Source organism: Rhodococcus sp. 14-2483-1-1, assembly GCF_002259335.1.
Taxonomy (GTDB): domain Bacteria; phylum Actinomycetota; class Actinomycetes; order Mycobacteriales; family Mycobacteriaceae; genus Rhodococcoides.
Genome location: NZ_NPFX01000014.1, coordinates 150,904 through 175,608, shown reverse-complemented (window position 1 = coordinate 175,608; position 24,705 = coordinate 150,904). Strand labels below are relative to the sequence as shown.

The 24,705-nt window shown below is 62.7% G+C and carries 20 protein-coding genes; 9 read left to right on the top strand and 11 right to left on the bottom strand.

Going from position 1 to position 24,705, the window contains the following annotated elements; translation table 11 throughout:
- Positions 1-85: 85 nt before the first annotated feature.
- Both CH294_RS12100 and CH294_RS12095 read right to left on the bottom strand, forming a co-directional pair.
- Positions 86-1,975: a hypothetical protein gene (locus CH294_RS12100; protein ID WP_141216496.1), complete on the bottom strand. Its 1,890-nt coding sequence runs from the start codon at positions 1,973-1,975 to the stop codon at positions 86-88.
- A gap of 409 nt (positions 1,976-2,384) precedes the next feature.
- Positions 2,385-3,185, bottom strand: a complete 801-nt coding sequence (locus tag CH294_RS12095) for an AbiJ-NTD4 domain-containing protein (RefSeq protein ID WP_094738076.1) — start codon at positions 3,183-3,185, stop codon at positions 2,385-2,387.
- 247 nt (positions 3,186-3,432) lie between these two features.
- Between CH294_RS12095 and CH294_RS12090 the strand changes: the two genes are divergently transcribed.
- The 5 genes from CH294_RS12090 to CH294_RS12065 all read left to right on the top strand — a co-directional run bounded on the left by CH294_RS12090 (position 3,433) and on the right by CH294_RS12065 (position 8,955).
- Entirely contained in the window at positions 3,433-4,005 is a 573-nt protein-coding gene (locus CH294_RS12090; protein WP_141216495.1) for a GNAT family N-acetyltransferase, read from the top strand.
- A 217-nt stretch (positions 4,006-4,222) separates the two neighbouring features.
- Positions 4,223-5,917, top strand: coding sequence for an SIR2 family protein (locus tag CH294_RS12085; RefSeq protein ID WP_170944699.1), 1,695 nt, complete (start codon positions 4,223-4,225; stop codon positions 5,915-5,917).
- Positions 5,918-6,307: 390 nt separating this feature from the next.
- Entirely contained in the window at positions 6,308-7,168 is an 861-nt protein-coding gene (gene gluQRS / locus CH294_RS12075; RefSeq protein WP_094738073.1) for a tRNA glutamyl-Q(34) synthetase GluQRS, read from the top strand.
- 103 nt (positions 7,169-7,271) lie between these two features.
- Complete coding sequence (locus CH294_RS12070; RefSeq protein ID WP_094738072.1) at positions 7,272-8,132, top strand: hypothetical protein; 861 nt, start codon at positions 7,272-7,274, stop codon at positions 8,130-8,132.
- A 79-nt stretch (positions 8,133-8,211) separates the two neighbouring features.
- Entirely contained in the window at positions 8,212-8,955 is a 744-nt protein-coding gene (locus CH294_RS12065; RefSeq protein WP_094738071.1) for a queuosine precursor transporter, read from the top strand.
- Here CH294_RS12065 and CH294_RS12060 read toward each other — a convergent pair.
- The 5 genes from CH294_RS12060 to CH294_RS12040 form a co-directional block, all read right to left on the bottom strand.
- Positions 8,952-9,788, bottom strand: coding sequence for a PaaX family transcriptional regulator C-terminal domain-containing protein (locus tag CH294_RS12060; RefSeq protein ID WP_094738070.1), 837 nt, complete (start codon positions 9,786-9,788; stop codon positions 8,952-8,954). The genes CH294_RS12065 and CH294_RS12060 overlap by 4 nt on opposite strands.
- Complete coding sequence (locus CH294_RS12055) at positions 9,769-10,977, bottom strand: aminotransferase class V-fold PLP-dependent enzyme (protein ID WP_094738385.1); 1,209 nt, start codon at positions 10,975-10,977, stop codon at positions 9,769-9,771. The genes CH294_RS12060 and CH294_RS12055 overlap by 20 nt, the downstream gene beginning before the upstream one ends.
- Positions 10,977-11,831: a tryptophan 2,3-dioxygenase gene (gene kynA / locus CH294_RS12050; RefSeq protein WP_094738069.1), complete on the bottom strand. Its 855-nt coding sequence runs from the start codon at positions 11,829-11,831 to the stop codon at positions 10,977-10,979. Before kynA ends, CH294_RS12055 begins: the two co-directional genes overlap by 1 nt.
- Positions 11,832-11,905: 74 nt before the next feature.
- Positions 11,906-13,213 carry an MFS transporter gene (locus CH294_RS12045; protein ID WP_094738068.1) on the bottom strand — a complete coding sequence of 436 codons (1,308 nt, stop codon included), beginning with the start codon at positions 13,211-13,213 and terminating at the stop codon, positions 11,906-11,908.
- 20 nt (positions 13,214-13,233) lie between these two features.
- The gene (locus CH294_RS12040) at positions 13,234-14,652 is read right to left on the bottom strand and encodes a M20 family metallopeptidase (RefSeq protein WP_094738067.1); all 1,419 of its coding nucleotides are present in this window, start codon (positions 14,650-14,652) and stop codon (positions 13,234-13,236) included.
- 187 nt (positions 14,653-14,839) lie between these two features.
- Between CH294_RS12040 and CH294_RS12035 the strand changes: the two genes are divergently transcribed.
- Genes CH294_RS12035 through CH294_RS12025 form a run of 3 tightly spaced genes read left to right on the top strand, consistent with a single transcriptional unit; the run spans position 14,840 to position 17,037 of the window.
- On the top strand, positions 14,840-15,724 hold the full coding sequence (locus tag CH294_RS12035; RefSeq protein ID WP_141216494.1) for a LysR family transcriptional regulator: 885 nt from the start codon (positions 14,840-14,842) through the stop codon (positions 15,722-15,724).
- Positions 15,725-15,781: 57 nt separating this feature from the next.
- On the top strand, positions 15,782-16,159 hold the full coding sequence (locus tag CH294_RS12030) for a BlaI/MecI/CopY family transcriptional regulator (protein ID WP_094609243.1): 378 nt from the start codon (positions 15,782-15,784) through the stop codon (positions 16,157-16,159).
- Positions 16,156-17,037 carry a M56 family metallopeptidase gene (locus tag CH294_RS12025; RefSeq protein ID WP_094609242.1) on the top strand — a complete coding sequence of 294 codons (882 nt, stop codon included), beginning with the start codon at positions 16,156-16,158 and terminating at the stop codon, positions 17,035-17,037. Before CH294_RS12030 ends, CH294_RS12025 begins: the two co-directional genes overlap by 4 nt.
- A 2-nt stretch (positions 17,038-17,039) precedes the next feature.
- Here the strand turns inward: CH294_RS12025 and CH294_RS12020 are convergent, their stop codons facing one another.
- Genes CH294_RS12020 through CH294_RS12010 form a run of 3 tightly spaced genes read right to left on the bottom strand, consistent with a single transcriptional unit; the run spans position 17,040 to position 22,649 of the window.
- Positions 17,040-17,759: a VIT family protein gene (locus tag CH294_RS12020; RefSeq protein ID WP_037154698.1), complete on the bottom strand. Its 720-nt coding sequence runs from the start codon at positions 17,757-17,759 to the stop codon at positions 17,040-17,042.
- Entirely contained in the window at positions 17,752-18,228 is a 477-nt protein-coding gene (locus tag CH294_RS12015) for a DUF2231 domain-containing protein (RefSeq protein ID WP_094738066.1), read from the bottom strand. Before CH294_RS12015 ends, CH294_RS12020 begins: the two co-directional genes overlap by 8 nt.
- Before the next feature lie 50 nt (positions 18,229-18,278).
- On the bottom strand, positions 18,279-22,649 hold the full coding sequence (locus CH294_RS12010; protein WP_249305246.1) for an amino acid adenylation domain-containing protein: 4,371 nt from the start codon (positions 22,647-22,649) through the stop codon (positions 18,279-18,281).
- A gap of 158 nt (positions 22,650-22,807) precedes the next feature.
- Between CH294_RS12010 and CH294_RS12005 the strand changes: the two genes are divergently transcribed.
- Positions 22,808-23,494, top strand: coding sequence for a pyridoxamine 5'-phosphate oxidase family protein (locus tag CH294_RS12005; protein ID WP_249305245.1), 687 nt, complete (start codon positions 22,808-22,810; stop codon positions 23,492-23,494).
- Here the strand turns inward: CH294_RS12005 and tgt are convergent.
- On the bottom strand, positions 23,448-24,686 hold the full coding sequence (tgt, locus tag CH294_RS12000; protein WP_037154708.1) for a tRNA guanosine(34) transglycosylase Tgt: 1,239 nt from the start codon (positions 24,684-24,686) through the stop codon (positions 23,448-23,450). The genes CH294_RS12005 and tgt overlap by 47 nt on opposite strands.
- Between the last annotated feature and the right edge of the window lie 19 nt (positions 24,687-24,705).

Here is a 24,705-nt window from a genome sequence, read left to right as displayed (position 1 = left end):
GAATTCGATACTGCACCCAGATGTCGCACAAATGTGGGTGGAAGGCAGGTATCCCAGGTACCGGCCAGAGGTGACGCGGCTGCTGCTATTCCACGCCAGCCACACGCGTGAGCAAAGCCTTGTTGTTTGCAAGGGTTCGACTCGACAACGGACGGTCCGGATTGGACAGAGCACCGTCAAGGTAGTCGCGAAACCGGATTGGCCACGTGGTCAGAGTGCACGCGTGTCTCCACTGCACCACCGTCTTGACAGGGTCGGGGAATTGGATGCGCCCTGCCATGCCTTCGAGTATCTGTAACTCGGTAATAGTCACGGCCACGGGTGCGAGGATCCGGCCGTCGAACTCTTCGAAAAACGGGCGGCTTCGGAGCTGAAAATCTAGGTCCGTTGTGTCGATGTTGGGTATCCCGCCAGATGGAAGAGCGACGATCGGTAGGAAAACAGTTTTTGGATCAAGGTCGAAGTCGTCAACGCCTCGGTCTCGGAGCTTCCTCATGGTCTTGGCGAGTTGTCCAAACTTGCCGTCGTTCGAAGCAAAGATTTTGTCCATGTCTTCCGCATAGGCCTCCGGTGTTCCTAGTCCCTGAGATAAGAAGGCATCGAGCGAGTAGTTAGTGGCGTCGATGATGATGCATGTCTTCCCAGCTTTGATGACCCAGTCACACGCAGATGCGGTGGCTCGACTGCTCGTCGTCCAGGCTGTTTGCATTTCGTTTTCGGTAATGAGTTTGTCAGCAGATGCACTTCGGGCGACCAGCGTTTCCAAGATGTCGCCGACCGACCGTTCGAAGACGTGATTCATGCCGCTGCTGAAAGCCTCAGCCTGCGACTTCGGCTTTGGTGCTGGCATTTTGAATCCGGGCATGCCCGCGAAGGTCGACCAATACAGAAGATTTCCGTAGAACCTGTCGATGCCCCACTGGTAGCGAAGCAGAATGATTGTGTCGCTATCAATTCGGAGGAAAGGGAAACGGGTCATGGTGTACCGCTGCTGGTGCACCGAGCCACGTCGGCGATCACCAGCGAGAGCATCTCGATACTGATCAAGAGGTCGCGACATCTCCTTGATGCACAGCTCGACAGCAGCTTCGGTGCCACCTTGCGCGAGCAGTTGGGCTCGAGAGAACTCCGCAACTCCCTTTCGCGTTAGGTCATCGATGATTTTGCCGAGTGCAAGGATCTCGACGAGCGCGACGCCATGGACTCTAGCGAAAGACTCTGCAGGACAATCCCCGAGCCCAGGGTGAACGACTTTGTCCGGCCATGACCTGAACCAGGTATCCTCGGCGTCCGCTCGAAGGGCAATCGGGCTGAGGGTGGCATCTGCGAGGGTGTTTGCAATTTCACCTGGCATCAGTCCCCGGAGCATCGCGATGCTGTCCTCTGCACTCATTCCTGACAACTGCTGAGCCATTACACGGTGGCCATTGTCAGTTATCAGGCCGGTGGCGCTGTACTCCGGGTGGCGGTAGTGCTCGGTATTTATAGACAGGAGATAGTGGACCAGTGTCGGCAACGTGATCTCTGGTGCGTCCGGGTCGACAGAGGCATACTCTAGAACTTCGCGCATTAGCTGCCCTAGAGACCTGGCAGTGAGCAGGTGATCACCAGCGTTGACGCGGGCTATCAGTGCGTTGCTCCACGGCTTATGAACTGAGCGGAGCAGATCGGTTTGTACCCGCTTCTGAGACCAATCGATCATCAGCGCTAAATCGAGACGTGAGAACAGCCGGGACAGTTCCCGTACTGCCACAAGCCCCGCGACACCCGCCAGAGCGCTGCGCCGGCCAGGTTCTTCGACAGGCTCTAGCTCGGCGTCTGCTGCCATCAGAACGAAGTTCTGGTGGCGCATTGCCTCCTGCACGGCAGCCATGTCTTGGTCAGCTTGTGATGGGGTCGGCTCGGTGGGCGCGTCCACTGTCGGGTTACGACGCGGCGGGCGACTCTGATTGCGGCGGCCGTTCTTCTTGCCCATTGTTCGCCTGCTCCTCGCTCGGTCTCGTCGCTGCAGCATACGGAAGAGGATCGACAGACGTCTTCGGCCATGCGGGTGCCCCGGCCGGTCCGTGCCCGTGGAGTCGGCGACAAATACCTGGTGCCCCTTTACGCTCTGGATACGCTGGCTGAGGGCACTGATTCAGAGCGGTAAGGGCCGCGAAACTCATCATGCGGCACGCGAGCGATCGGCGATCATTGCTTCGTACTTCTAGGGCGCTACGAATCACGTCAAGTCGAGCTGCTACCGGCGGTCCATTGTCAAATTACTCGCCCGGAGAGTCACTGAATGCAATCAGCAAACGCACATCGAACTTGCCCATCGAAACTACGATTGAGGCCATCGTCGGTGATGGTGGGCGACTCTTGAGTCGACACCGAGAGCGATGTCAGGAACTGCTCTCGGCTTCGTCGCTTTTGCTCTGCGTGCTGCTCAGTAGGTTGACGAACGCAGAACACGTCACCAGTATGTATCGCGCGAGATCCTGATCGGCCGCTGGAGCCTGCTGACCACCATGGCGCACCCCATCGGTGTCGCTGACCCACCCGTAGATCTTCTTCCACCCGTCGATTAGCGCGGGATGCGTGAAGGTGCCGGTCTTCTTGATCTCATCCAACGCCGCACCGAGTGTGGTCTTGCCGGTCAGCTCACGAGCCTTAGACTCGACCGCACTGATCGACTCCTTGATCGAGTTCGCATAGTCCGGCGCTTCACGATCCGCGAACAGTTCGAGTGCTCGCGTGAAGTGGTGGCTGACACCGGAATGATCGGTAGCGATTGCGCATTCGACCTCCGCGATTTCATCATTACTGGAAATCGGGGCGATTTTCCCATCTACAACGCGGTAGCCTGACCGCACCGATTCCAGCAGCGGGTTGACGTACTCCGCGAAGGCATCATTTTCTGGGTAGAGGGCCTCGATTAGGTCGTACACCTCGTACCACGGTCCAGACTTGATCTTGGTCTTTACATAACCCTCGATGTAGACGTCCCCGTATTCGTCCGCGTCGCATTCGAAGGTGTACACCCAGATGGGGCGAAACAGGGCGTCAATTTGATACTCGTCGAGCTCGTCGAAAACGAGCAAATAGATCAGATTCCAAATCTCAGTTCGCGCACCATCGTCCAACCCCGCGAGCTGGATTGCAGATCTGACCGCGACGTGGCCGTGGCGTTGTGAGAAGCGCATTCGACGATCATGCCCCAGCCGTCATCGTCGCGCCCAAGATCTGTCCTCTGCGGTATGGATGTAGGCGAGGTGGACGGCCTGAGGTCAAGACGTGTTGTGGAGCGAGGGGGACGATCGGAGTCGGACCGTAGACTCTGCTCATGCCGACTGAGTGGGGTGACGAGCGCGGGTCTCAGCCCGACATCCGGTCACGTCCCGAGCTGTCGATCGCGGCCTCGTTGGTTTCCAAACTGCGGAGTCCTCGATCGTGACATATCGACTTCTGCGCGTCGAACGGGTGGGTGCCAATGATGCCGCACTGGATAACGTGGCGAGCTGGTACACGACTCCCGAGCTTAGGCAGTGGATGGGCAGTGGATTCAACTTCGATACCTACCGTCAGAAAATTGGAACCATCGGCGAGAGGCACGACCCCGGACCGTACCTTCGATGTGCCACCCTCGCTTGGGTCGGTTTCGACCCGGACAATCGGCCCGTCAGCTTCATAGGTGGTGATCTGAACATCTGGAAGGCAGGCAGTCAGTTCAACGACATGACACCTGATATCGACGGGCCTCGTACCCTGGGGTTCTTTTACGCGGTTGCCGCGACCGACCGGCATCTCGGTTATGGGAGACGGACCGTTAGCGCGGTGATCGACTCTCTCGAAAACATAGATGGTGAGGCAATTGAATGCTCGGTTGCCACTGACAACGGCGCCAGCCTTAACTTGCTGCGAAGCCTCTCCGAGCTGCGTGAGCAACGTCTACTGGCGAGTGACCGCATCCTATTTAGATACACAACTCACAGATATGGAATCGAATCGCGCCAGCAGGGTTGAGGACGCGAACACCACCAAGACAGCCAATCTTCCGCTGCGGGCAGGGGCAGAGGGCTACCGTCCAGTTCGACCCATGAGCTAATCCGAGCAGAGGTGCCAAATGAGCGCAAGTGACTCAGTGAAGTTTCGTGGCGCACTAGAGGGACACGTCGGCCTTGCCCTGAGTCTATTTGCGCGGCCTGGAAATTCGGTCATAGTTGCAGGAGCGGGACTATCAGTGGGTGCCGGAGTACCGGCGGCTTGGCAGATACAAGAACGTCTGCTGACGAGAATCGCCGCCGCCAGCGGCGAGCAGCCGGATGACGTGTTCGTTTGGTGGAAGAACCGAACAGGAAGGGACGCTGAATACGATGAGTTGCTGCATGCAGCGGCTCCAACGCCGCTCGGACGCAAAGACTTGCTGCGCGAATTCTTTGAACCCACTGACGGTGAGCGTGAGGCGGGCCTGAAGGTGCCGTCGGCCGCGCACAGGGCCATCGCACAGATGATGGCTGAGGGCCTCGTGAGGATTGTGGTCACTCTGAACTTCGATCTACTGATTGAGACCGCCCTGCGTGACCTCGGCATCGAACCTACTGTCGTATCCACCGCTGCCGACGCGGCAGGAATGGAACCACTACACGCACAGCGGCACCTAATCTGGCACCTTCATGGCGACTACACGAACCCTGAAATGCTCAACACACCAGACGAGTTGAGGACCTACCCCGCTCACATCGGTCTTCGTCTAGACGAGGTGTTCGACCAGTACGGACTACTGGTCGTCGGTTGGTCCGCTCGATGGGACTCCGCCCTGATCGCCGCATTAGCGAGGTGTTCGAGTCGTCGATACCCGACGTTCTGGCTCGATCGCTTCCCCCTCAACGGGGATGCCGCGAAACTCGCTAAAGCACGGGACGCGACTGTCGTTATCAAGGATGCCGGTGAGTGGCTGCCGATGGTTACCGAAGCATGTGGCGCTATCAAACACCTCGAAACTGACCCGCTTACCACGGCCGGTGCCATCGCAACGGTTAAACGAGATCTGAGCTTCGGTCGCATACCCGTCGGGGCGCATGATCTCTTGCTAAAGGAGGTTCAGCGGATTCGCGAATTGCAGGCCTTTTCGACCAACGAAGATATTTGGAGGTCGCTGTCGTATCACGACAGGATCCCGGCCATCGAAGACGAGCTAGAGCTCTGGGCGGCGCTGATCGCGACCCTGGCCTATTGGGGTAACGCTAGGACCGACGATTGGTGGATCTCAAGCGCTGCCCACCTTGCCGACGTCCCCACTTTCGCCGGGTCCAGTGACGCGAACAACGCGCTGAAGGTACCAGCGATCTTTGCGCTGTACGCGGGCGGTGTTGCGGCTGTAGCTGCAGGCAGGTGGACAACAGTGGTGCGGCTCCTAACTGACATTCCGGTCCTCAATCCCTTCTCGGGCCAACGCTCCCCCGCTGCAGCGCTTTACAAGCCAGACGATGTGTACCCGCACACCCGGTGGCCAAGCCGAGCACTGTTTGGGCTGTTGCGCCCAGTTTTGTCTGATGCCGCCGGTCTCGGTGTCCTGGTCGAAGAAGCGTGGGAACAGTTCGAGTATCTAAGTTACGCATTGGATCTCGCACGCCACACCGAGGCCAAAGCGGTCCCGTTTCCGTACGTGCGCGTGGACGATGATCGCACCGATAGCGGCCGAGAGGTCGTCCCCGTAGTAAGCGCTGCTGTCAGGAGTCGTAGCGCTCTACTCGACGAGCTGAACGCTCATGTCGACAACAATCGATACGCGAACTTCGCGGCAGCGCTGGATGCGGCGGACGCCCGTATCGGCGCTGCTGTCGAAGATGCGGAGCGCCGTTCGATACCTATGGGACGAGCGGTTCGACTCCCTGGTGGCCGACGTTTTGCTCCCATTGCGGGCGAATCTCAATAGGTTCGCCGGGACGTGCAATTACCGAATACCCTTTAGCTTGAAGGAACTATGGCGCACAGGGCCACAAACCGATCTTGTTTGAACTTATTGCCAACGAGCGAATGTTCGCGGCGGTAGGCCTCGACCGAGTCGAGACTGGCGTGACCGATCTGTCGGCGATGGCGGCTCCGTGGTGGGTGCCTTGGGTGACGAACCCGGCGCGAAGGGAATGCCCGACCAGTGTGTCTATCGCGCTGGATTCATAACCGGCGTGTGCGGCGTGACGACGGCTGGCCTGGTGGATCGCACTGATGGACAGCGATCGCAATTGGCGGCTGCTGGTAACGATCCACTAGGCACAATTGTTTGAGCTCCTGACCCTTCCCGTCGCCTCCAAACTAAGCTGTCCCCATGCCCTCCGGACGCTTCGCTCCCAGTCCCTCCGGCGACCTTCATCTCGGGAATCTGCGCACCGGATTACTGGCCTGGCTCTTCGCCCGCTCCACTGAACGACGTTTCGTGATGCGCGTCGAAGACCTCGACCGCGTGAAACCCGGCTCGGAGCAACGCCAACTCGACGACCTCGCCGCCATCGGACTCGATTGGGACGGGCCGATCATGCGGCAATCCGAGCGACGAGAAACTTACGACGCCACGATTCGCACGCTCACCGCCGCCGGGCTGACGTACGAATGTTTCTGCACGCGTCGGGAAATCCTCCAGGCCGCATCCGCGCCCCATGCTCCCGACGGCGCCTATCCCGGCACGTGTCGAAATCTCACTGCAGACCAGAAAGCAGCGAAGGACCGCCCACCGGCCATTCGATTACGTTCGCAGGTAATGCAATTCACCATCGTCGATCAGTTGCACGGCCTGTTCCGAGGCCAGGTGGACGACTTCGTCCTGCGCCGCTCCGACGGTGTGCCCGCCTACAACCTCGCCGTCGTCGTCGACGATGGAGCACAAGGCGTCGACCAGATCGTGCGCGGCGACGACCTGCTCACCTCCGCGCCACGGCAGGGCTACCTCGCTCAACTCCTGGGCCTCACCCCCGCGACGTACGTCCATGTTCCCCTCGCTCTGAACGTCGAGGGCAAGCGTCTGGCCAAGCGAGACGGTGCGGTGACACTGCGCGAGCAGCCCGACGCGTGGGCACTCATCACAGCCTCCCTCGGTATGCCCGATGCCAAGAATGCCGAGGAATTGCTCGAGCAGTGGAAGCCGACACGGGTACCGCGCGAACCGTGGGTGTTCGACCCCGCGGATCTCTGATCTACGAACCGATCGAGATCACGTTGCAACGCGACAGGACCCAACTGCGCACGAATCGGACGTACAGTGACCGCGACAACTCATCCCGAGGGAGAAGGACACCATGACCTCAGGCGGTTACGACCCCGACAAGGATCCACAGAACCCCGGTGGTTATCCCCCGCCGCAGGGCGGCGGCTACCCACCACCCGGCAACTATCCACCACCCGCGCAGGGGAACTACCCGCCACCCGGCAGCTACCCGCCTCCTCCCGGCGATTACCCCCAGCAGGGCGGCTACCCACCACCCGGCGGCTACCCGCCTCCGCCACAAGGCAGTTACCCGCCGCCTCCGTCGTTCGGTGAGGCACCGATGCCGACGCAGCTGTCCGTGGGAACGGCCATCGGCTACGGCTTCGAGAAGTTCAAGCAGAACGCACTCGTCTGGGTCGGCATCGTCCTGATCGCCGCGGTCATCCAGGTCGTACTGAACTACGTGTTGAGCTCCAACAACATCGTCTTCAGCTTGATCTTCAGCGTCATCATCGGTGTCGTCTCACTCCTGATCCAGGCGGCACTCGTTCGCGGCGCTCTGCACGAGGTGGACGGGGTCAAGCCCGCGTTCGGGTCCTTCTTCCAGTTCGGCAACGTTGCCGCCGTCATCATCGCCGGCATCCTCGTCGGCATTGCAACCAGCATCGGCTTCGTCCTACTGATCGTCCCCGGCATCGTCATCACGTTCTTCACGTGGTGGACCTTCCAGTTCGTCATCGACCGCGGCGACGAGCCGATTCCCGCCATCAAGGCCAGCGCGCAGGCAATCGCGTCGAACGGTGGGACCCTCTTTGTCCTCGCGCTCGCCCTGGTCGGCATCAATATCGTCGGCGGTCTCCTACTCGGCATCGGCCTGCTGGCGAGCATTCCGATTACGATCATTGCCGGCACCTACGCCTACCGCGTCACGGTGCGTGGCCGCGTCGCCTGACCTGTAGTCCGCCTCGATGGGCGCGCATCCCTCACTCGGGGATTCGCGCCCATCGTCGTCTCGGTGCTTGGATCCAGGGGTGACTACTACCGAACACACCGCCGCCAACGGCGGCACCGAGTCTGGGCAGGCCACGTTCGCTCACATCAGCCGGGGCTACTACCCCACCATCGTTGCGCTTTTCGTCGCGACCCTGCTGATCTCGAACGTGGCCGCCAGCAAAGGTGTCGCCTTCTTCGCCTCGTCCGACGTCATGCTCGGACCGTTCCAAATCCTGCCGATCAATACCGACGGCGCATTCTTTCTCTTCCCCCTCGCCTACATCCTCGGTGACGTCCTCAGCGAGGTCTACGGCTTCAAAGCCACGCGCCGCGCGATCTACCTCGGCTTCGGCTCCCTGCTGCTCACCTCCGTGTGCTTCTGGATCGCCATCGAACTCCCCGCCGCCTCGTTCTACGAGAACCAGGCCGCCCTCGAGAGCGTCGTCGGCGTCGTGCCCCGGTTGGTTCTCGCCGGTCTTGCCGGCTACACCGTCGGGCAGCTCCTCAACTCCGTCGTCCTGGTCAAGATCAAGGAACGCACCAAGGAAAAGCACCTGTGGGCGCGACTGATCGGGTCGACCATCGTCGGCGAATTCTTCGACACGCTGATCTTCTGCTCCATCGCCGCCGGAGTCATCGGCATCACCACCTGGACCGACTTCATCAACTACGTCATCGTCGGATTCCTGTGGAAGACACTGGCCGAGGTCATCGTCATGCCGATCACGTACCGCGTCATCTCGTACATCAAGAAGCGCGAGCCGTCGTACCAGGATGGCTAGGACGCGACCCATCCAAGACTGAGGTCGAAGTAACGCTCCCGGGCCGTCTCGAACGTGGCGACGGCCCGGGTGCCCGGCCAGTCTTCCGGCGTCATGGACGGCGGAAGACCAGGGTCGACGTAGGGAATGACGCGCCATTCGTCGAGCAACGGGACGAACGTGACAAACGCGTCCCGGGCATTCCGAGCCGAGGACCCGCCGTCGAAGGCCTCGAGAAATGCCCGATGACGATCGGCGATGCCGGCCAGATCCCACCACAGCTCGGCACTCTCACGCAGCGTGGTCGGCGGCGCGACCTCGGAGGCGACGAACGTGGTCACGTAGGGCGAGAGCTCCAACGCGTCGACGATGGCAGCGGCCTCGGGCGCGAGATACTCGGGTGCAATCCACAGACCGGGTGAGACTGTGCCGCATCCTATTCCAGTGAGTCGACGCCTCAGTTGGTGCCGGGCGGCACGTTGCGTCTCGGGAATGGTGAACGAGATCAACCGAAACGGATCGCCGTCGGCCATCCGCCGGAAGCCGAAGATCCGGCCGTCTCCCCGAGCGAACATCGCGTCGGCCTGCTCGGTGATGCGATAGCCGGTGCGACCCTTACGAGTACTCGATTCGATGACGCCCTTCTTCTTCAACCTGGTCACCGCGATGCGCGTGCTCTCCGACGGCACTCCGATCGCTTCCATCCAGACGACGAAATCGGCGATGGCGAACCACCCTCCGAGGGGACGAACGTAGGCCCCGAGCACCGTGCGCACCAACGAGGTGGTGCTGCCCGGACGGGAATCGAAATCGTCGAGGATCGCCCCGGCGGCGCTAGGCGCGGAGTTCGTCACGGATCGCCACGATACCCAGATACACCTCGCGGTACGAGGTACTCAGTGGGCTCAACCCCAGGCGAATACCGTGTGGCGCTCGGTAATCCGGGATGACACCCTGCTCCCACAGACGAGCGGTGATGGCCTTGAACTCGGGATGGTCGATGGTGACGTGCCCGCCGCGTCGATTCGAGTCCTCGGGTGAGGCGATCTCGACCCCGAGCGGAACCAGCATCTCTCGGACGAGCTCGAGGGCGTATTCGGTGAGCGCAACGGACTTCGCGCGTATTGCGTCCATACCCACCTCGGCGATCATCTCGATGGTGTCCTGCATCGCGATCATTCCGAACACCGACGGTGTACCGCTGATGACGCGTCGAATACCCTGTGCCGGAACGTAACCCTGCGCCATCTCGAACGGATCGGCCCGGCCCATCCACCCCCAGATCGGCTGAACGAAGTCGTCCTGAAGATCACTGCGCACGTACGCGAAGGCCGGTGACCCCGGACCTCCGTTGAGGTACTTGTAGGTGCACCCGACGGCCAGATCCACTCCCCAGGAATCGAATTCCATCGGCACCGATCCGACGGAATGACACACGTCCAGCAGCATCAGAGCGCCGGCCGCGTGTGCGATACGCGTCGCCTCGGCAACGTCGACGAGGAAGCCCGACCGGTAAGCGACGTGAGTGATCACCACCAGGGCGGTGTTCTCCCCCACCACCTCGGCGAGCTGTTCCGGCGTGATGCCACCACGGCGGTCCGTCTCGATCCACCGCAGCGTCATATTCAGCTCTGCTGCAATACCTTCGAGCAAGTATCGGTCGGTCGGAAAGTTGTCGCGGTCGATGACGATCTCGGTGCGTCCCGGCCGCATGGCGATAGCCGCCCGTGCCAGTTTGTACAGCAACACCGTCGTCGAATCGCCGATCGTGGTCTGCCCGGGCGCTGCCCCCAGGGTGGCGTCGGCCAGGGCGTCGCCGATGGTGAAGGGGAGATCGAACCACTGCTCGTCCCAGCCGCGGATGAGGCGTCCGCCCCAGGCCTGCGTCATGAAGGTGTTGATCCGTTCGACGCTCGCCTTGGTGGGCCGGCCCAGCGAGTTGCCGTCGAGATACGCCGTGATCGACGGGTCGTCGCTACCGAGAAATTTGTCGCGGTAGCTGCGGAGGGGATCCTTCTCATCGAGCTCGAGTGCACGTTCCATCATCGTCCGATTTCCGTTCTGACAGCCAGTAATTCGGGGAAGAACGTGAGCTCGAGCGCCTTCTGCAGAAATCCGACGCCGCTCGACCCTCCGGTCCCGCTCTTCATTCCGATGGTTCGCAGCACGGTGCGCATGTGACGGAAGCGCCAGAGCTGGAAGTTCTCCTCCAAGTCAACGAGTTCCTCGAATGCCTCGTACACCGCCCAATGCTCGGTGTGGTTCTCGTAGACGAACTTGATCAGCGGCATCAGGTCCTCGTTGAACGTGTATGCCGTCGTGACATCGCGATCGAGCGCTGACGCCGGTACGTCGTACCCCTGCCGCGCCAGGGACTGCCAGAAGGCGTCGTACAGGCTCGGCTCGTGCAGCAGAGTCGAAAGCTGTTCGTGAGCAGCAGGATCGGACTCGAAGACTTTGAGCATGCCCGCATTCTTGTTGCCGAGCACGAACTCCACGGCCCGGTACTGATAGGACTGGAAGCCCGACGAGTTGCCGAGGAAGTCGCGGAACTGCGAGTACTCCGTCGGCGTCAGAGTGGCCAGGACGGACCACTGCTCGGTCAGCGTCTTTTGAATGTGCTTGACCCGGGCCACGCACTTGAGCGCGGTGCCGATGTCGTCGGCATCGAGAGCCGCACGCGCGGCCAGCGTCTCGTGCAGCACCAGCTTGAGCCACAGCTCGGTGGTCTGGTGCTGAATGATGAACAGCAGTTCGTCGTGATGCTCCGGGGTGCTCACCGGCTTCTGGGCGCTGAGCAACGTGTCGAGGTCCAGGTAGGAGCCGTAGCTCATGCGGTCACTGAAGTCGGTGACGACAGTCTTCTCTATCGCGCGAGTATTGGCTTCGACGCTCATCGCTGGTCCTCGAGGTGGTGGGCTGGTGAGTCCACCGTATTACATATCCGTGTCGACCGCTAGGTATTCGTAAGCTATCGAATTCCGCGGATCCGCACTGCGCCGATGAGCCCAGCAATGCTGACCAGGGACACCGCGAGGATGTAGTAGCCCGGGGACACTGCTTGTCCGGTCGCGGCAACCAGAGCGGCCGCGATCGTCGGAGTGAATCCACCGAAGATCGCCGTGGTGACGTTGTATCCGAACGACAGTCCGGTGGCCCGCGAATGGACCGGGAACGCGTCGGACATCACCGACGGCAGCGCGCCGAAGTAGAGCGCTTTCAACAAACCCAGAATGGTCATGACGAGAGCGAGCGTGAGGAACGACGGCACCGCGATGAGCCACATGAACAGCGGAACGACGCTCACGCCGATCGCAATTGCCGACGGCAACATGATCTTGATACGGCCGACCTTGTCGGACAGCTGACCGACGAACGGCGTCACCACCGTCAGGATCACACCGGTGATCATCAGTGCGACGAACGACAGCGAGTTGTTCAGTCCCAGTTGCTTGATGCCGAAGGTCGGCAGGTATTGCAGAATGAAGTTGAGCGCGGTGGACACCACCAGCACACCGCCGGCAATGAGGATTCCTCCCCATTGGTTCTTGAACAGATCGCGCACAGGCGATTTCGGCACGTCCGACGTGGCGACCACAGCCGGTGATTCGTCGACGTGCCGGCGAATGAACCATCCCACCGGGCCCACCATGAGCCCGAAGATGAAAGGGACGCGCCAACCCCAGTCCACCATGCTGGCCTCGGACAACACCGCGGTCAGTCCGGCTGCGAACGAGGCCGCCATCAGCGTTGCGAGCCCCTGGCTGGCGAACTGGAAGCTGCCGAAGAATCCGCGACGTTTGCCGTTCTGTTCGACGAGAAAGGATGTGGCCGCGCCGAATTCGCCGCCTGCAGCGAAACCCTGAATCAGGCGCGCCACGATGATTCCGATGGGGGCGAGGATGCCGATGTCGTCGTAGTTGGGCATGAACGCGATCAACGCGGTTCCGAGCACCATCAGGCGAATGCTCATCACCAGAGCCTTCTTTCGCCCCTTCCGGTCTGCGTAGGACCCGAGGATCAGCCCGCCGAGGGGGCGAATCAGATACGAGACTCCGAAGACTGCGAACGTCTGAACCAGTTGCACGCCGGGGTCGGCCGAGGGAAAGAAGTTCTGTCCGATGTAGATGGCGAACAGCGCATAGATGGCGATGTCGAACCATTCGAGTGCGTTGCCGATGGTGGCGGCCGCGATGGCACGGACCGGATTCTTCACGGACACAACGGCTTCACCCGCGTCGTCACGATCGGGGGTTCGATGGACGTGTGCAGTGGACATGTCGGATTCTCCGGTGATGTTCAGGAGCGCGAGGCGCTGGCGGATTCGAGCGGTGCGTCATGACCACCGGCGACACTGCCGATGTCGTAAAACAGGCCGGCGGCCATCGCGAGACCTTCACGAGCGATGGATGCGAGCATGTGCTCGTCGGGTGCGTGCTGACGGCATCCCGGGTAGGAGTGCGGCATCCAGACCGTCGGAATGCCGAGAGTGTCGGTGAACACATGGTTGGGCAGGGACCCACCGATGTTGGGCAGCACGGTCACCGGAGAACCGACGGTGCGCTCGACGGACCGCGCGACCGTGCGGACCCAGCCATCGTTCGGGTCCGTTCGGCTCGCGGGAAACGAGATGCCGAGTTCGACGGCGACCATCGAGTAGCCGTGCGCATCGAGGTGGCGTCGTAGCCGCGCGTCCAGATCGTCGAGGTCGGTACCCACGACGTACCGCAGTTGAAGCCGCGCTCGCGCCCGGCCGGGGATCGCATTGACCGGTTCGGCGATGTTGCCTGCGCTCATGGCGATCACTTCGAGTGTGTTCCACCCGAAAACCCGCTCTGCGGGCGACAATTCGGTGGCCGACCAGCCGGAGTCGACAACCGGATCGCCCGGGGTGCAGCCGACCTCGACGTCTCGCAGAGCCTCGATGATGGACTCCGGAATCTGCTCGGGCACCAAGCTGTCCAACAGAATGCGGCCGTGGCCGTCGACGAGCGTTCCGATGGCACCGGCCAGGGTGGTTGCCGGGTTGCGGAGCAGTCCACCCCAGTTGCCCGAGTGGTAGCCGCGCTCACGCAGGTCGACGACGAGATCGAAGTCCACTCCCCCACGGGCACCGAGAAACAGTGTCGGCGTGTGGGCATCGAGACGTGGTCCGTCCGAGGCGATCAGCACGTCGGCGGTGAGTTCTTCGCGGTGGTCGGACGCGAATTGTTCGAGTCCGGGTGATCCGATCTCCTCCCCCGTCTCGAACAGGAGCGTCAGATTGAACCCCAAGGAGCCGCGGGCATCGAGAACGGTCCGCAGTGCGGCGAGGTTCACCAGATGCTGGCCCTTGTTGTCGGCGGTTCCTCGGCCGTAGAGCCGGCCGTCCCGTTCGACGAGAGTCCACGGCGACAAACCGTCAGACCAGTCCTCGGCCATACCCAGAACCACATCGGCGTGGCCGTAACAGAGCACGGTCGGCAAATCGGGGCTCTCGTGACGGGTGGCGATCAGGAAGGGGCCACCGTCCGCGACCGGGTTGGGGTGCGTCTCGACCGCACACCCGAGTGCCTCGAGCCGCGGCACCAGAAGATCCTCCAGATATGCCGACAACGCAACCCGTCCGGCCGCCGACTGACTCTCCGACGGAACGGACACGAGCTCGGACAATTCGCGGTGGAACTGACCCGAATCGTAGAAGTCCTGGGCCTGCGCGATCACATGGTCGCGTTTCATCGAATCTCCCTCGCCGTCGGCCTGGTGTTCGCCTGACAGTAGCGAGCCCGATACCGTCTACACCATTGCCGATTGAGGCCTCCTGTGTTGCCTTCGAAGCAACGCTCGGACCGACAGAGGCTCGGTGACGATCAGGTGTCGCCGCTGTGACCGTGCTGTGAAAGAAGGAGCGATCTCGTTGCATTTGATGCCCTCTGCTCTCACGTACTTCTGCGAAGTAGCGCGAACCGGCTCCGTCACCGAGGCGGCTGCGGCACAACATTTGGCTCCGTCGGCGGTCAGTAGGCAGATCGCCAAGCTCGAACGCGACGTCGGAGTGCCGCTCTTCGCACGCCATGCCCGCGGAATGACGCTCACCGAAGCCGGCCATCGCCTCCTCGCCCACGCACGCCGACACGAAGTGGAGTCCTCGACCCTTCTCGCCGAAATACGCAGCGTCGACGCCACCGAGCACGGAACCGTCACCGTTGCCTGTACCGAGGGGTTCTCGCAGTCCGTGGTTCCACGGGCCATGGCGTCGGTCCACCGGACTCACCCGTCCGTCACGTTCACCTTGGACGTGGTGGGGCGAGAGGAGGCCAGCCGACGGGTAGTCGACGCCCGAGCGGACGTCGCGGTCACCTTCTCGCTCGGTCGCCGCACCGACGTGACGGTCGAACACTCCATCACGGTGCCCATCTGCGCCGTCGTCGCACCCGGCCACCCACTGACCGACCGAGACAGTGTCGACCTGACCGACATCTGCGCATATCCCCTTGCGCTGTCGACCACCGGTTCGAGTCAACGCGAACTGTTCGACGCGGGTGTACGGCTGGAGGGACTGTCGCCGCACGTGGGCCTACAGTGCGAGCGGCTGGCTCCGATTCTGGAGTTCGCACGATCGAGCGATGGCGTCGCACTCGTCAGCGACCTCGGCGGCGATCGTAAACTGGGCCTGACCTACATCCCGCTCGTGCATCCGGTGTTTGCCCAACGTCGCGCCGAGATTCACACCATGCAGGGCCGACCGCCGTCACCGCGCACAGTTGCCCTGATCGACGCGTTGACCGACATTCTCGAGGCCGCGGGATAGTGGCGGAACCTCGAACTGGCCTATCCTCGAAGTACCCGACTCGAGTGAGGAATCGCAGTGCGTAGAGCGTCCGGACAGTTGGAGGAGTCGATCCTCGAGTTGCTCGGCGAGCACACGGAATTGTCGGTGGCCCAGGCGCGCGAGCATCTGGGTTCGGAGCTCGCTCACACCACTGTCATGACCGCGCTGGTGCGCTTGCACGGCAAAGGCCTCGTCGATCGCGAGCGGCGCGGGCGTTCCTTCGTCTACACCCTCAATGCCCCGGTCGATGAAATCCCCGCATTGCGGGCCGCGATGCGGATGCGTACCGAACTCGGCGCGAGAGCCGAACGTGCGGACGTACTGGCCAACTTCGTGGCCTCACTCGACCCCGAGGACGAGGCCACGCTGCGAGAGCTACTCGCCAAGTCGGACGCAGCCGAGCAGCATCGATGACCCTGCTCCTGATCGTGGCCGTGCTGCCGTGGGTGCTGTCGCTGCTGCTGGGGTTCGGAGCCGCCCACATCGACCGCCGACTCAACCCGTCGACCGCAGTCGTTCTGCTCCCCATCCTGTCGATGGTCACCGCGTTTGCAGTCGCCGCGTCCCTGGCCGCGCTGGCCGCGGTCCTTCTGGCGTCGGCTCAGGTTGTGTGGGTATCGCTGGGAATTGCACTCTGCGCGTTGATGTTCTGGCGCTCGGTCGAGGTGGCTCGCCATGTTCGACGCGTTGTGGTCAGTACGTCCATCGCATCCGAATTCGGTGACGAGGCGCGAGCGACAGGCGGCATCGTCGTGGTCGACTCCGACGTTCCCGACGCCTTCGCCGTCCCCACCGGCGGAGGTGCCGTCGTGATCACGACCGGCCTGGCGGAAGCGCTGTCGAACAACGAATTACGCGCGGTGATCGAACACGAACGCGCTCACCTGCGGCACCGTCACAGCGTGTGGATCCAGATGTGCGAGATCGGAGCCCTGATCGATCCGATTCTCAGGCCGCTGTCCGCCACAGTACGACATGCCGCGGAGCGTCAAGCAGACGAGAGCGCGGCCGCTCTGGGCCGTCGAGATACGTTGTCTGCCATTGCCAGAACTGCTTTGCTGCGGGCCCACCTCGACCATGGAACCCGCACTCTGGCCAGTACCGGGGGCGACGTCGTGCGCCGCGTGCAGGCCCTCAGCGAACCACCACGGCACCGTCCCGACCGCGGAATCCTCGCCGCCGGACTGGTTCTCGTCCTCGCGTTCTCCGTCATCTCGGTGGCGTTGTTCGACGTCGTCCAAGATGTGGTGGCACCCGAAACCGGAGAAGCCGCCACCTCGATCTTCCGCTGACCTCAAATACCCGCGACGCCCGCGAGTTGGCCGATCGCATAGGTGACAGCCATCGCGATTGCACCACCGATGACGACCCGGGTCACTGCCGGCCGAGCGGGCGCACCGCCGAGACGCGCGCTGATACTTCCGGTCAGTGCCAGAGCTACCAAGACCACGACGAATGTCACCGGGACGCGCAGCGACGCGGAAAACAGCAGGATGGACAGTAGCGGCAGCAGCGCGCCACTGACGAACGACACCGCCGACGACCCGGCCGCCTGCCACGGATTCGTCAGCGCATCCGGGTCGATTCCCAATTCGACGTCCACGTGTGCGGCAAACGGATCGTGTTCGGTGAGTTCGCGAGCGACGGTCTGCGCGGTGTCGGCCGAGAGCCCCTTGGCCTCGTACAGAGCCGCGAGCTCCGCCAGTTCCTGCTCGGGTTGCTCTTCCAACTCCCGGCGCTCTTTGATCAGCAAGGAACGCTCGGCGTCACGCTGCGTGCTCACCGAGACGTACTCACCGAGTGCCATGGATACGGCCCCCGCAACCAGACCCGCGAGACCGGCAGTCAGCAGCGATCCTCGGTCGGTGGTGGCGGCCGCGACACCGACGACCAGACCAGCCGTGGACACGATGCCGTCGTTCGCCCCCAGCACCCCGGCTCGTAGCCAGTTCAGGCGACCGGACAGATCTCCGTGCGGTTCGTGCTCGTGCAGGCTCGGCTCGGGCTCACTCATCGACGGCCGTTGCCGATACGTCGTCCCACGCGGCGCGAGCGCCGGACTCACCGATTCTGTACACCTGGACGATTGTGGTCGCTCCGATCACCACTGCCAAGACCACTACCGCGATCGACTGCCACCGCACGGCCGGGTTGCCGCGACGCTCACGCAGATGCAGGAACACGAGTGCCGCGGCAACGATCACCAAGCCGACGGAGAAGTAGATCATCCAGTCACCGATCTCGGTGTGTTGTTCGACCGCCGCGGTCTCGGGGACGCGCTTCTCGAGCCACTCGCCCGCCTCGGTCGTCAGCGGAGTCAGCACCAGCGTGAACACCGCCAGGGCTGCAATGGGCCAGACGAGCCTGCTGCGCACACCGGACCAGATGCTGGCGGCGATAGCGAGGATCGCGGTGAGCGGTGCCAGGACCACGATGAAGTGAACGAGCAGAATGTGGGCCGGTAGGCCGTTGAAGGTGGACATGCGTTCTCCCGCTGGCTTCGAAGTCGCGTGCGCCTCACGCACCGCACATGCTACACACCATGTAGTAGTTGCGTCGACGGTTCTCGTGCTGCCAGAGCTCGCCACACCGAGTGGGGTTCTACGACCATCGCATGCACGATCCGCTCGAGACGCTCCCCCAGTGCGACAACGGTATTCGCGTCGAACAATGCTGTGGGATAGACGATATCGATGTCCGTACAGATAGCCTTCCCTTGGTCGTCCCGCCGTTCGGTGACGTGAAGATGAAGGTCGCACTTGGCGATGTCGATCGGCCGAGGCGTGATCTCGAAGCGCACGTCCCCGACGTCGAAAGTCGAGGCACTGAAGACGTCCAACGACAGCGCCACCTGAAAGATCGGGTGCCGGCCCTTCGTCGAGTCAGCAGCGAGGTCGGCGACGACATGCTCGAACGGAACGGAGGCATGATCGAAGGCCCGTAGTTCGCTCGCACGGGCCAACTGCACTACGTCCTCGACCGTCGTGGCCGCGGCGATCTTCGTTCGAATGGCGACGGTGTTGGTGAAGGTTCCGACGAGCTGCTCGAGTCGCGGGTCGTCGCGACCGGCAACCGGGGTCCCGATGACGATGTCGGTGGATTCCGTCGTCTGGGCGAGCAGAATCAGCAGTGCTGCGCGAAGCACGGTGAATCGTCCAGTCCCGCAACGCTGTGCCAGATCGGTCATTCTCTCGGTGGTGTCTGCCTCGAACCGAAGCGACGTGCGAGCGCCGGAGAAGTCCCAGTCCTGCGTACGAGTGCGGTCCAACCGCAAGCCCCTCGAGCTGGGTATGTCCGCCAATTCCGTGCGCCAGAAGTCGAGATCGGCCGAGACGTCGCGGTCGGCGGCCCAGACGCTGTAATCAGCGTACTGCAAGGGCAATTCGGGCCAGGACGGTGCGGTGCCGGCAATCCTGGCGTGATACGCCAGTACGAAATCCGACGCCAACAGCCCCAGCGACCAACCGTCCGCTGCACTGTGGTGGACAGCGCATGCGAGCACGTGGTGATCGGGCGCTACTGCGAAGAGGCGAGCTTGGATCGGAAACTCGGTGCGCACGTCGAAGGGGTGCTCGAGCGTTTGCACCACCGCGGCGTCATCGAAGTCGACAACGTCCAGGTTCGGTACCGCCCCCGACGAATCGGGCTCGACTATCTGCACCGGAACCCCGTCGATATCCGGGTAGCGCGTTCGCAACGTGCTGTGCCGATCGATCAGGTCGGTCATCGCCTGCACAGCTGCCGCTGAGTGGAACTCCCCAGAAATCGTGACCGTGAACGGCAGGTTGTACAGCGGAAGCCGTGCGCTTCGATCGATGTGGCGTTGCTGTGGAGCGAGCGGAATTGTGGCCACCCCGTCCGACATTCCACATTCGGGTCGCGAATTCTGCTGCTGCCCAGTAAGTCGACGTTCGTCGATCCGTGCGGCCAAGGCATGAACGGACGGGGCATCGGCGAGGTCACGCACGCCGATGTCCACCGAGGCCTCGGCTCGCACCGATGCGACGACCCTGGTCGCCGCCAACGAGTCGCCCCCGAGATCGAAGAACGAGGCGGCACAATCGATGCCGTCGATGTCCAGCACGCGCGCGAACGCTGCCGCCACCATCTCCTCGGTGGCACCGGACGGTTCGATCGGAGTACCGGTCGTCGGAGTGGCCAGGCTCGGAACAGGAAGGGCACCGCGGTCGACCTTTCGATTGATCGTCAGCGGGATCTCGTCGAGGATCGTGATGGTCGCCGGCACCATGTGGGCAGGCAATCGCCCGACGAGATCCCTGCGGATATCCTCGGTGTCGAGCACATGTTCGTCGAGTGCGGCAACGACGTACCCGTCGATACGCAGGTCCCCAGCTCGATTGCGGCGCAAAGCCGATGATGCCGCAGCGACATCCGGATACGCCCGCAACGCCGCGTCCACCTCGCCCAGTTCGACGCGATTTCCGCGAATCTTGATCTGATCGTCGGTGCGGCCCAGGAACTCCAGCGTGCCGTCACCGCGCAGACGCGCCCGATCTCCACTGCGGAACATTCGAGTCCCGTTGCTACCGAAAGGGTTTGCTACGAAGCGTGCCGCTGCATCCGCGGTGCGACCGAGATATCCGCGTGCGACGCCAGGTGTCTCGATGTAGATTTCGCCGGCTGCCCCCGACGGAACGGGCCGCAGCGTGCGATCGAGAAGGTGAATCACCGCCCCCACCATGGCTCGACCGATTCCGTCCGCGCTGGCCGGGTTCAGTGGCGCGGTCATCGTGACGCTGCACGTCGTCTCGGTGGGGCCGTAGGCGTTGAGCAGTCGTCGCCCCACCGACCAGCGGTCCACCGTGTCCTGCGGCGCCGCCTCACCGCCGATGATGATTGTCCCGACACCCGACAGTGCTGCGGGATCCAGCGTCGCCAGCGCCGAGGGTGTAATGAGAAGATGCGTAATCGACTGCTGCGCAGCCAGATCCGACAGTTCAGCGCCCGCGTAACTCCCTGCCGGCGCGATCACCACTGCCGCGCCCGCGGTTGCTGCGGCCAGCACCTCGACGATGGCGGTGTCGAATCCGGGCGAGGCGAGGTGACAGACTCGTGAGTCGACGTCGAGGTGGTAGCTGCTGCTGATCTGTTGCACCAACGCGGCGATGCCATCGTGGGTGACGACAACGCCTTTGGAAGTGCCGGTGGAGCCGGAGGTGTAGATGATGTACGCCGCGTGGTGCGGTGCCGTCGGCGCAGCTTCGTCACCCGGGGCACCCTCGGCGAGAACGTCATCGAGGTTCAGCCACTCCACGTCGCCGAACTCGCCGCCGCCCGTGCACAGGCCCAACACCGCCCCACTGTCCCGCACCACGAACTGCACTCTCTCGCGTGGGTGATTCGGGTCGACCGGAACGTACACCGCACCCACTCGTGCGATCGCCCAGAACGCGACGACCCCCTCGAGGGATCGGCCGACGCGCACGGCGACCCGGTCCTCGGTGCAGATTCCTCGGGCACTCAAGGCGGATGCGAGTGCGGAGACTCGTGCGGCCAATTCTCCGTAGGTGATCGAGAAGGCCGCATCCTGGATCGCAATTCGATTGCCGTGCTCCGCGATTGCCGTCGCGAACACATCGTTCAGAGATCCCTGCTCGGTCACGGCCGCGCCCACCGAGGCGGGTGTCGTTCGTGGCTCCTCGGGCAGGAACAGGTCGAGGTCGGCCACTGCCGTATCACCGCAACCGGATTCGGCGAAGCGGTCGAGAAAGTGCAGGAACCGTTCGTGGTGGCGAGCAAGGTCGCTCGGTGTGTAGGCGGCAGGATTGGCTTCGAAGTCGATGCGAGGACGCGCTCCGCCTCGCCCGGGATAGATGTTGACGGCGAGGTCCGAGACCGGTCCCGTGGTCAGAATGTTGATCTCGCCGTCGAAGTCACCGACGGCCACGGTGTTCGCGAACATCATCACGTTGATGGTCGGACCGAAACGCCCTGCGTGCAAGGCACTCCCGCTCTCGGACACCGGCGGCCTGCTGCGCTGGTGTCGGAGGACGGCCCCGATTGCGACCTCGGCCGACTTCACCACGTTGTTCACCGTCGCCGATCCGACGCTCGGCAACCGCAGCGGCACCACATGCGACAACGACGATCCGGCCCCGCGCAGCAGTGCCGTCGGCCGTGCCGAGACCGGAAGCGAGAGATCGACGTCGTCTACATCGTTCATGCGCGCGAGGAAGGCAGCGAATGCCGCGATCACCACGGTCGACGTGGCGTGGCCGGGGGCGGTCACAGAAATCGATCGATCCTCCCCGACGACGATCGGCACCGACGCAGGCTGAGCACTCCGACCCCAGGGTGCGGCATAGCCCAGGTCCGCGGACTCCCAGTGCGATCGATCGCGCCGCGCACGGGCGGATGCCTGGTAGCGCTCGTCCTCGGCGAGAAGTGCCGCCGGAGTCGTCGGATCGACCCGTGGCGGCTCGACGCCATCCTGCGCCGCGGCGTACAGAGCCGCCGCCCGCTCGAGCACCTTCATCGAGGCATAACCGTCGAGCGCGATGTGGTGTGCTCTGGTGTACCAGAACACGCGATCGTCGCCGACGCGGAGGACGCGGAGTCGCACCAGCTGGCCGTACATCGACAAGGGCGTTCGACAGTCGTCGTTCATCCATTGAGTGGCTATTTCTTCTGGACGGTCGTGTTCACGGAAGTCGAGAATCTCCACCGCCTCGGTCTCCGCGTCCACGAATCGCTGCATCGGAGTGCCGTCGACCTCCAAAATCCGCATTGTCGACGACGAGAACTCGCGATGCGCCCGGCTACCGCAGATGGCTAACGCGTCGACATCGACGGCACCGACGATGTCGACGTAGTACGCAATGGTGAAGGGCACGTCGGGCATGAACTGCTGGGCCAGCCAGATGTCGGCCTGAGACGAACTCACAGGTATGGCGTCGTCGAACATAGTGGTCCCCCCACGGCAATCCAGTTACTACACACTCGGTAGTACCAGAGTACGCGCCGGTCCGGCGAGGTGCCGTAGAGGACGTCGTGCACCGCTGTGGGGCCGCGAAACGCACGGATTGCCCTAAGGTGACACCCGTGCCGCAGAGCAACCACTATCACCATCTGATGTTCGGTCCTGCTGCGATTGCGAGGCAGAAGGTCGACGGCAGCTACACCGCCTACGGCTCACAGACCGAACGACCCGACGACGGCCCGACGCCTCTCGACACTCGCGAGAAGGCCATGATTCGTGCGGTGGATCAGTTCCAGATCGCCACGGTCGCCGAGTCGGGTTGGCCCTACATCCAGTATCGAAGTGGCCCGAGGGGGTTCCTGCAAGTACTCGACGACCGCACACTCGGCTTCGCCGATTTCGCCGGCAACCATCAGTACGTCACGGCGGCCAATCTCGATCACGACGATCGCGTCGCCGTGTTCTTGGTCAATTATCCTCTGCGCCAACGCCTCAAGCTCTACGGCCGGGCACGGACCGTCGAGGCCGCAGATGATCCACAATTACTGGACCGACTGAGAAAGATCGGTGACCTGACCGTCGCCGCCACGTGCGAGCGCAGCGTCGTCATCGATGTCGAGGCATTCGACTGGAACTGCACCCGCAGCATCATCCCCCGCTACGACGCGGCCTACCTCGCGGACCTGTCCGAGGTGTACCAGCGCAAGGCTGCCGAGCGGGAACAGGAACTGCTACAGCGCATTTCGGTACTCGAAGATCAGCTCACGCAGTCTTCGGCGCATAGAAGCGACCCAGAAACTCCGTCTTGAACTCCGTGAAACGTCCCTGTTCGATCGAGGCGCGGATGTCGTCGACCAGTTTGACCGTGAAGCGCTCGTTGTGGATGGTGCACAGCGTCGATGCGAGCATTTCCTTGGCCTTGAACAGGTGATGGATGTATGCCCTGGTGTAATGCGCGCAGGTGTAGCAGTCGCAGTTCTCGTCGATCGGGGTGAAATCGCGTCGATGCTTGGCGGTGTTGATGTTGAAGCGGCCCGTCGGCACGTAGATCGCCGCATTACGCGCTACCCGTGAGGGATTGACGCAATCGAAGGTGTCGGCACCGTTCTCGATGGCGGTGAAGAAATCGTCCGGCTCGCTGATACCGAGCATGTGACGCGGCTTGTGTTCGGGCAGTTCCTCGTTCACCCACCGAGTGATGGTGCCGAGGTTCTGCTTCTCGAGTGCACCGCCGATGCCGTAGCCGTCGAAGCCCCGGCCTGTTTCGCCGGTGATCGTCTCGAGGTCGTGTGCGGCCTTGCGACGTAGATCCTCGTACTGCGCGCCCTGCACCACTCCGAACAACGCCTGGTACGGCTTGTCGGCGCGCTCTACCGTGAGCCGTTCGTGTTCGAGGACGCATCGCTTTGCCCATGCCTGGGTTCTGTCGACCGACATCTCCTGGTAGCCGCGGGTATTCATCAGCGTCGTCAGCTCGTCGAACGCGAACATGATGTCGGCACCGAGCCTGTGCTGAATCTGCATCGACACTTCGGGAGTGAAGCGATGCTTGGAGCCGTCGAGATGGGATTTGAACGTCACGCCGTCGTCGTCGACGTGGGCGAGGCGCTCCTTACCCTCGGCGATGACGTCGTCGGACTGCACGCGCGTGGCATCCATCGAGATGACCTTCTTGAACCCGACGCCGAGCGACATGACCTGGAATCCGCCGCTGTCGGTGAACGTCGGCCCGTCCCAGTTCATGAACTTGCCCAGCCCACCCGCCTCGTCGACGATGTCCGAGCCCGGCTGCAGATACAGGTGATACGCGTTGGCGAGTACGGCCTGCGCGCCGAGTTCCTTCATTGCCTCCGGCAGCACCGCTTTGACGGTCGCCTTGGTACCCACTGCGATGAACGCGGGGGTGTTGATGTCACCGTGCGGGGTGTGGATGGTGCCGGTGCGCCCGAGCTCACCGTCGAGCCGGGTGCCGATATCGAAGCCGAAACTGGAGGAACTCACCGCGTCAGTATGCCGCTGC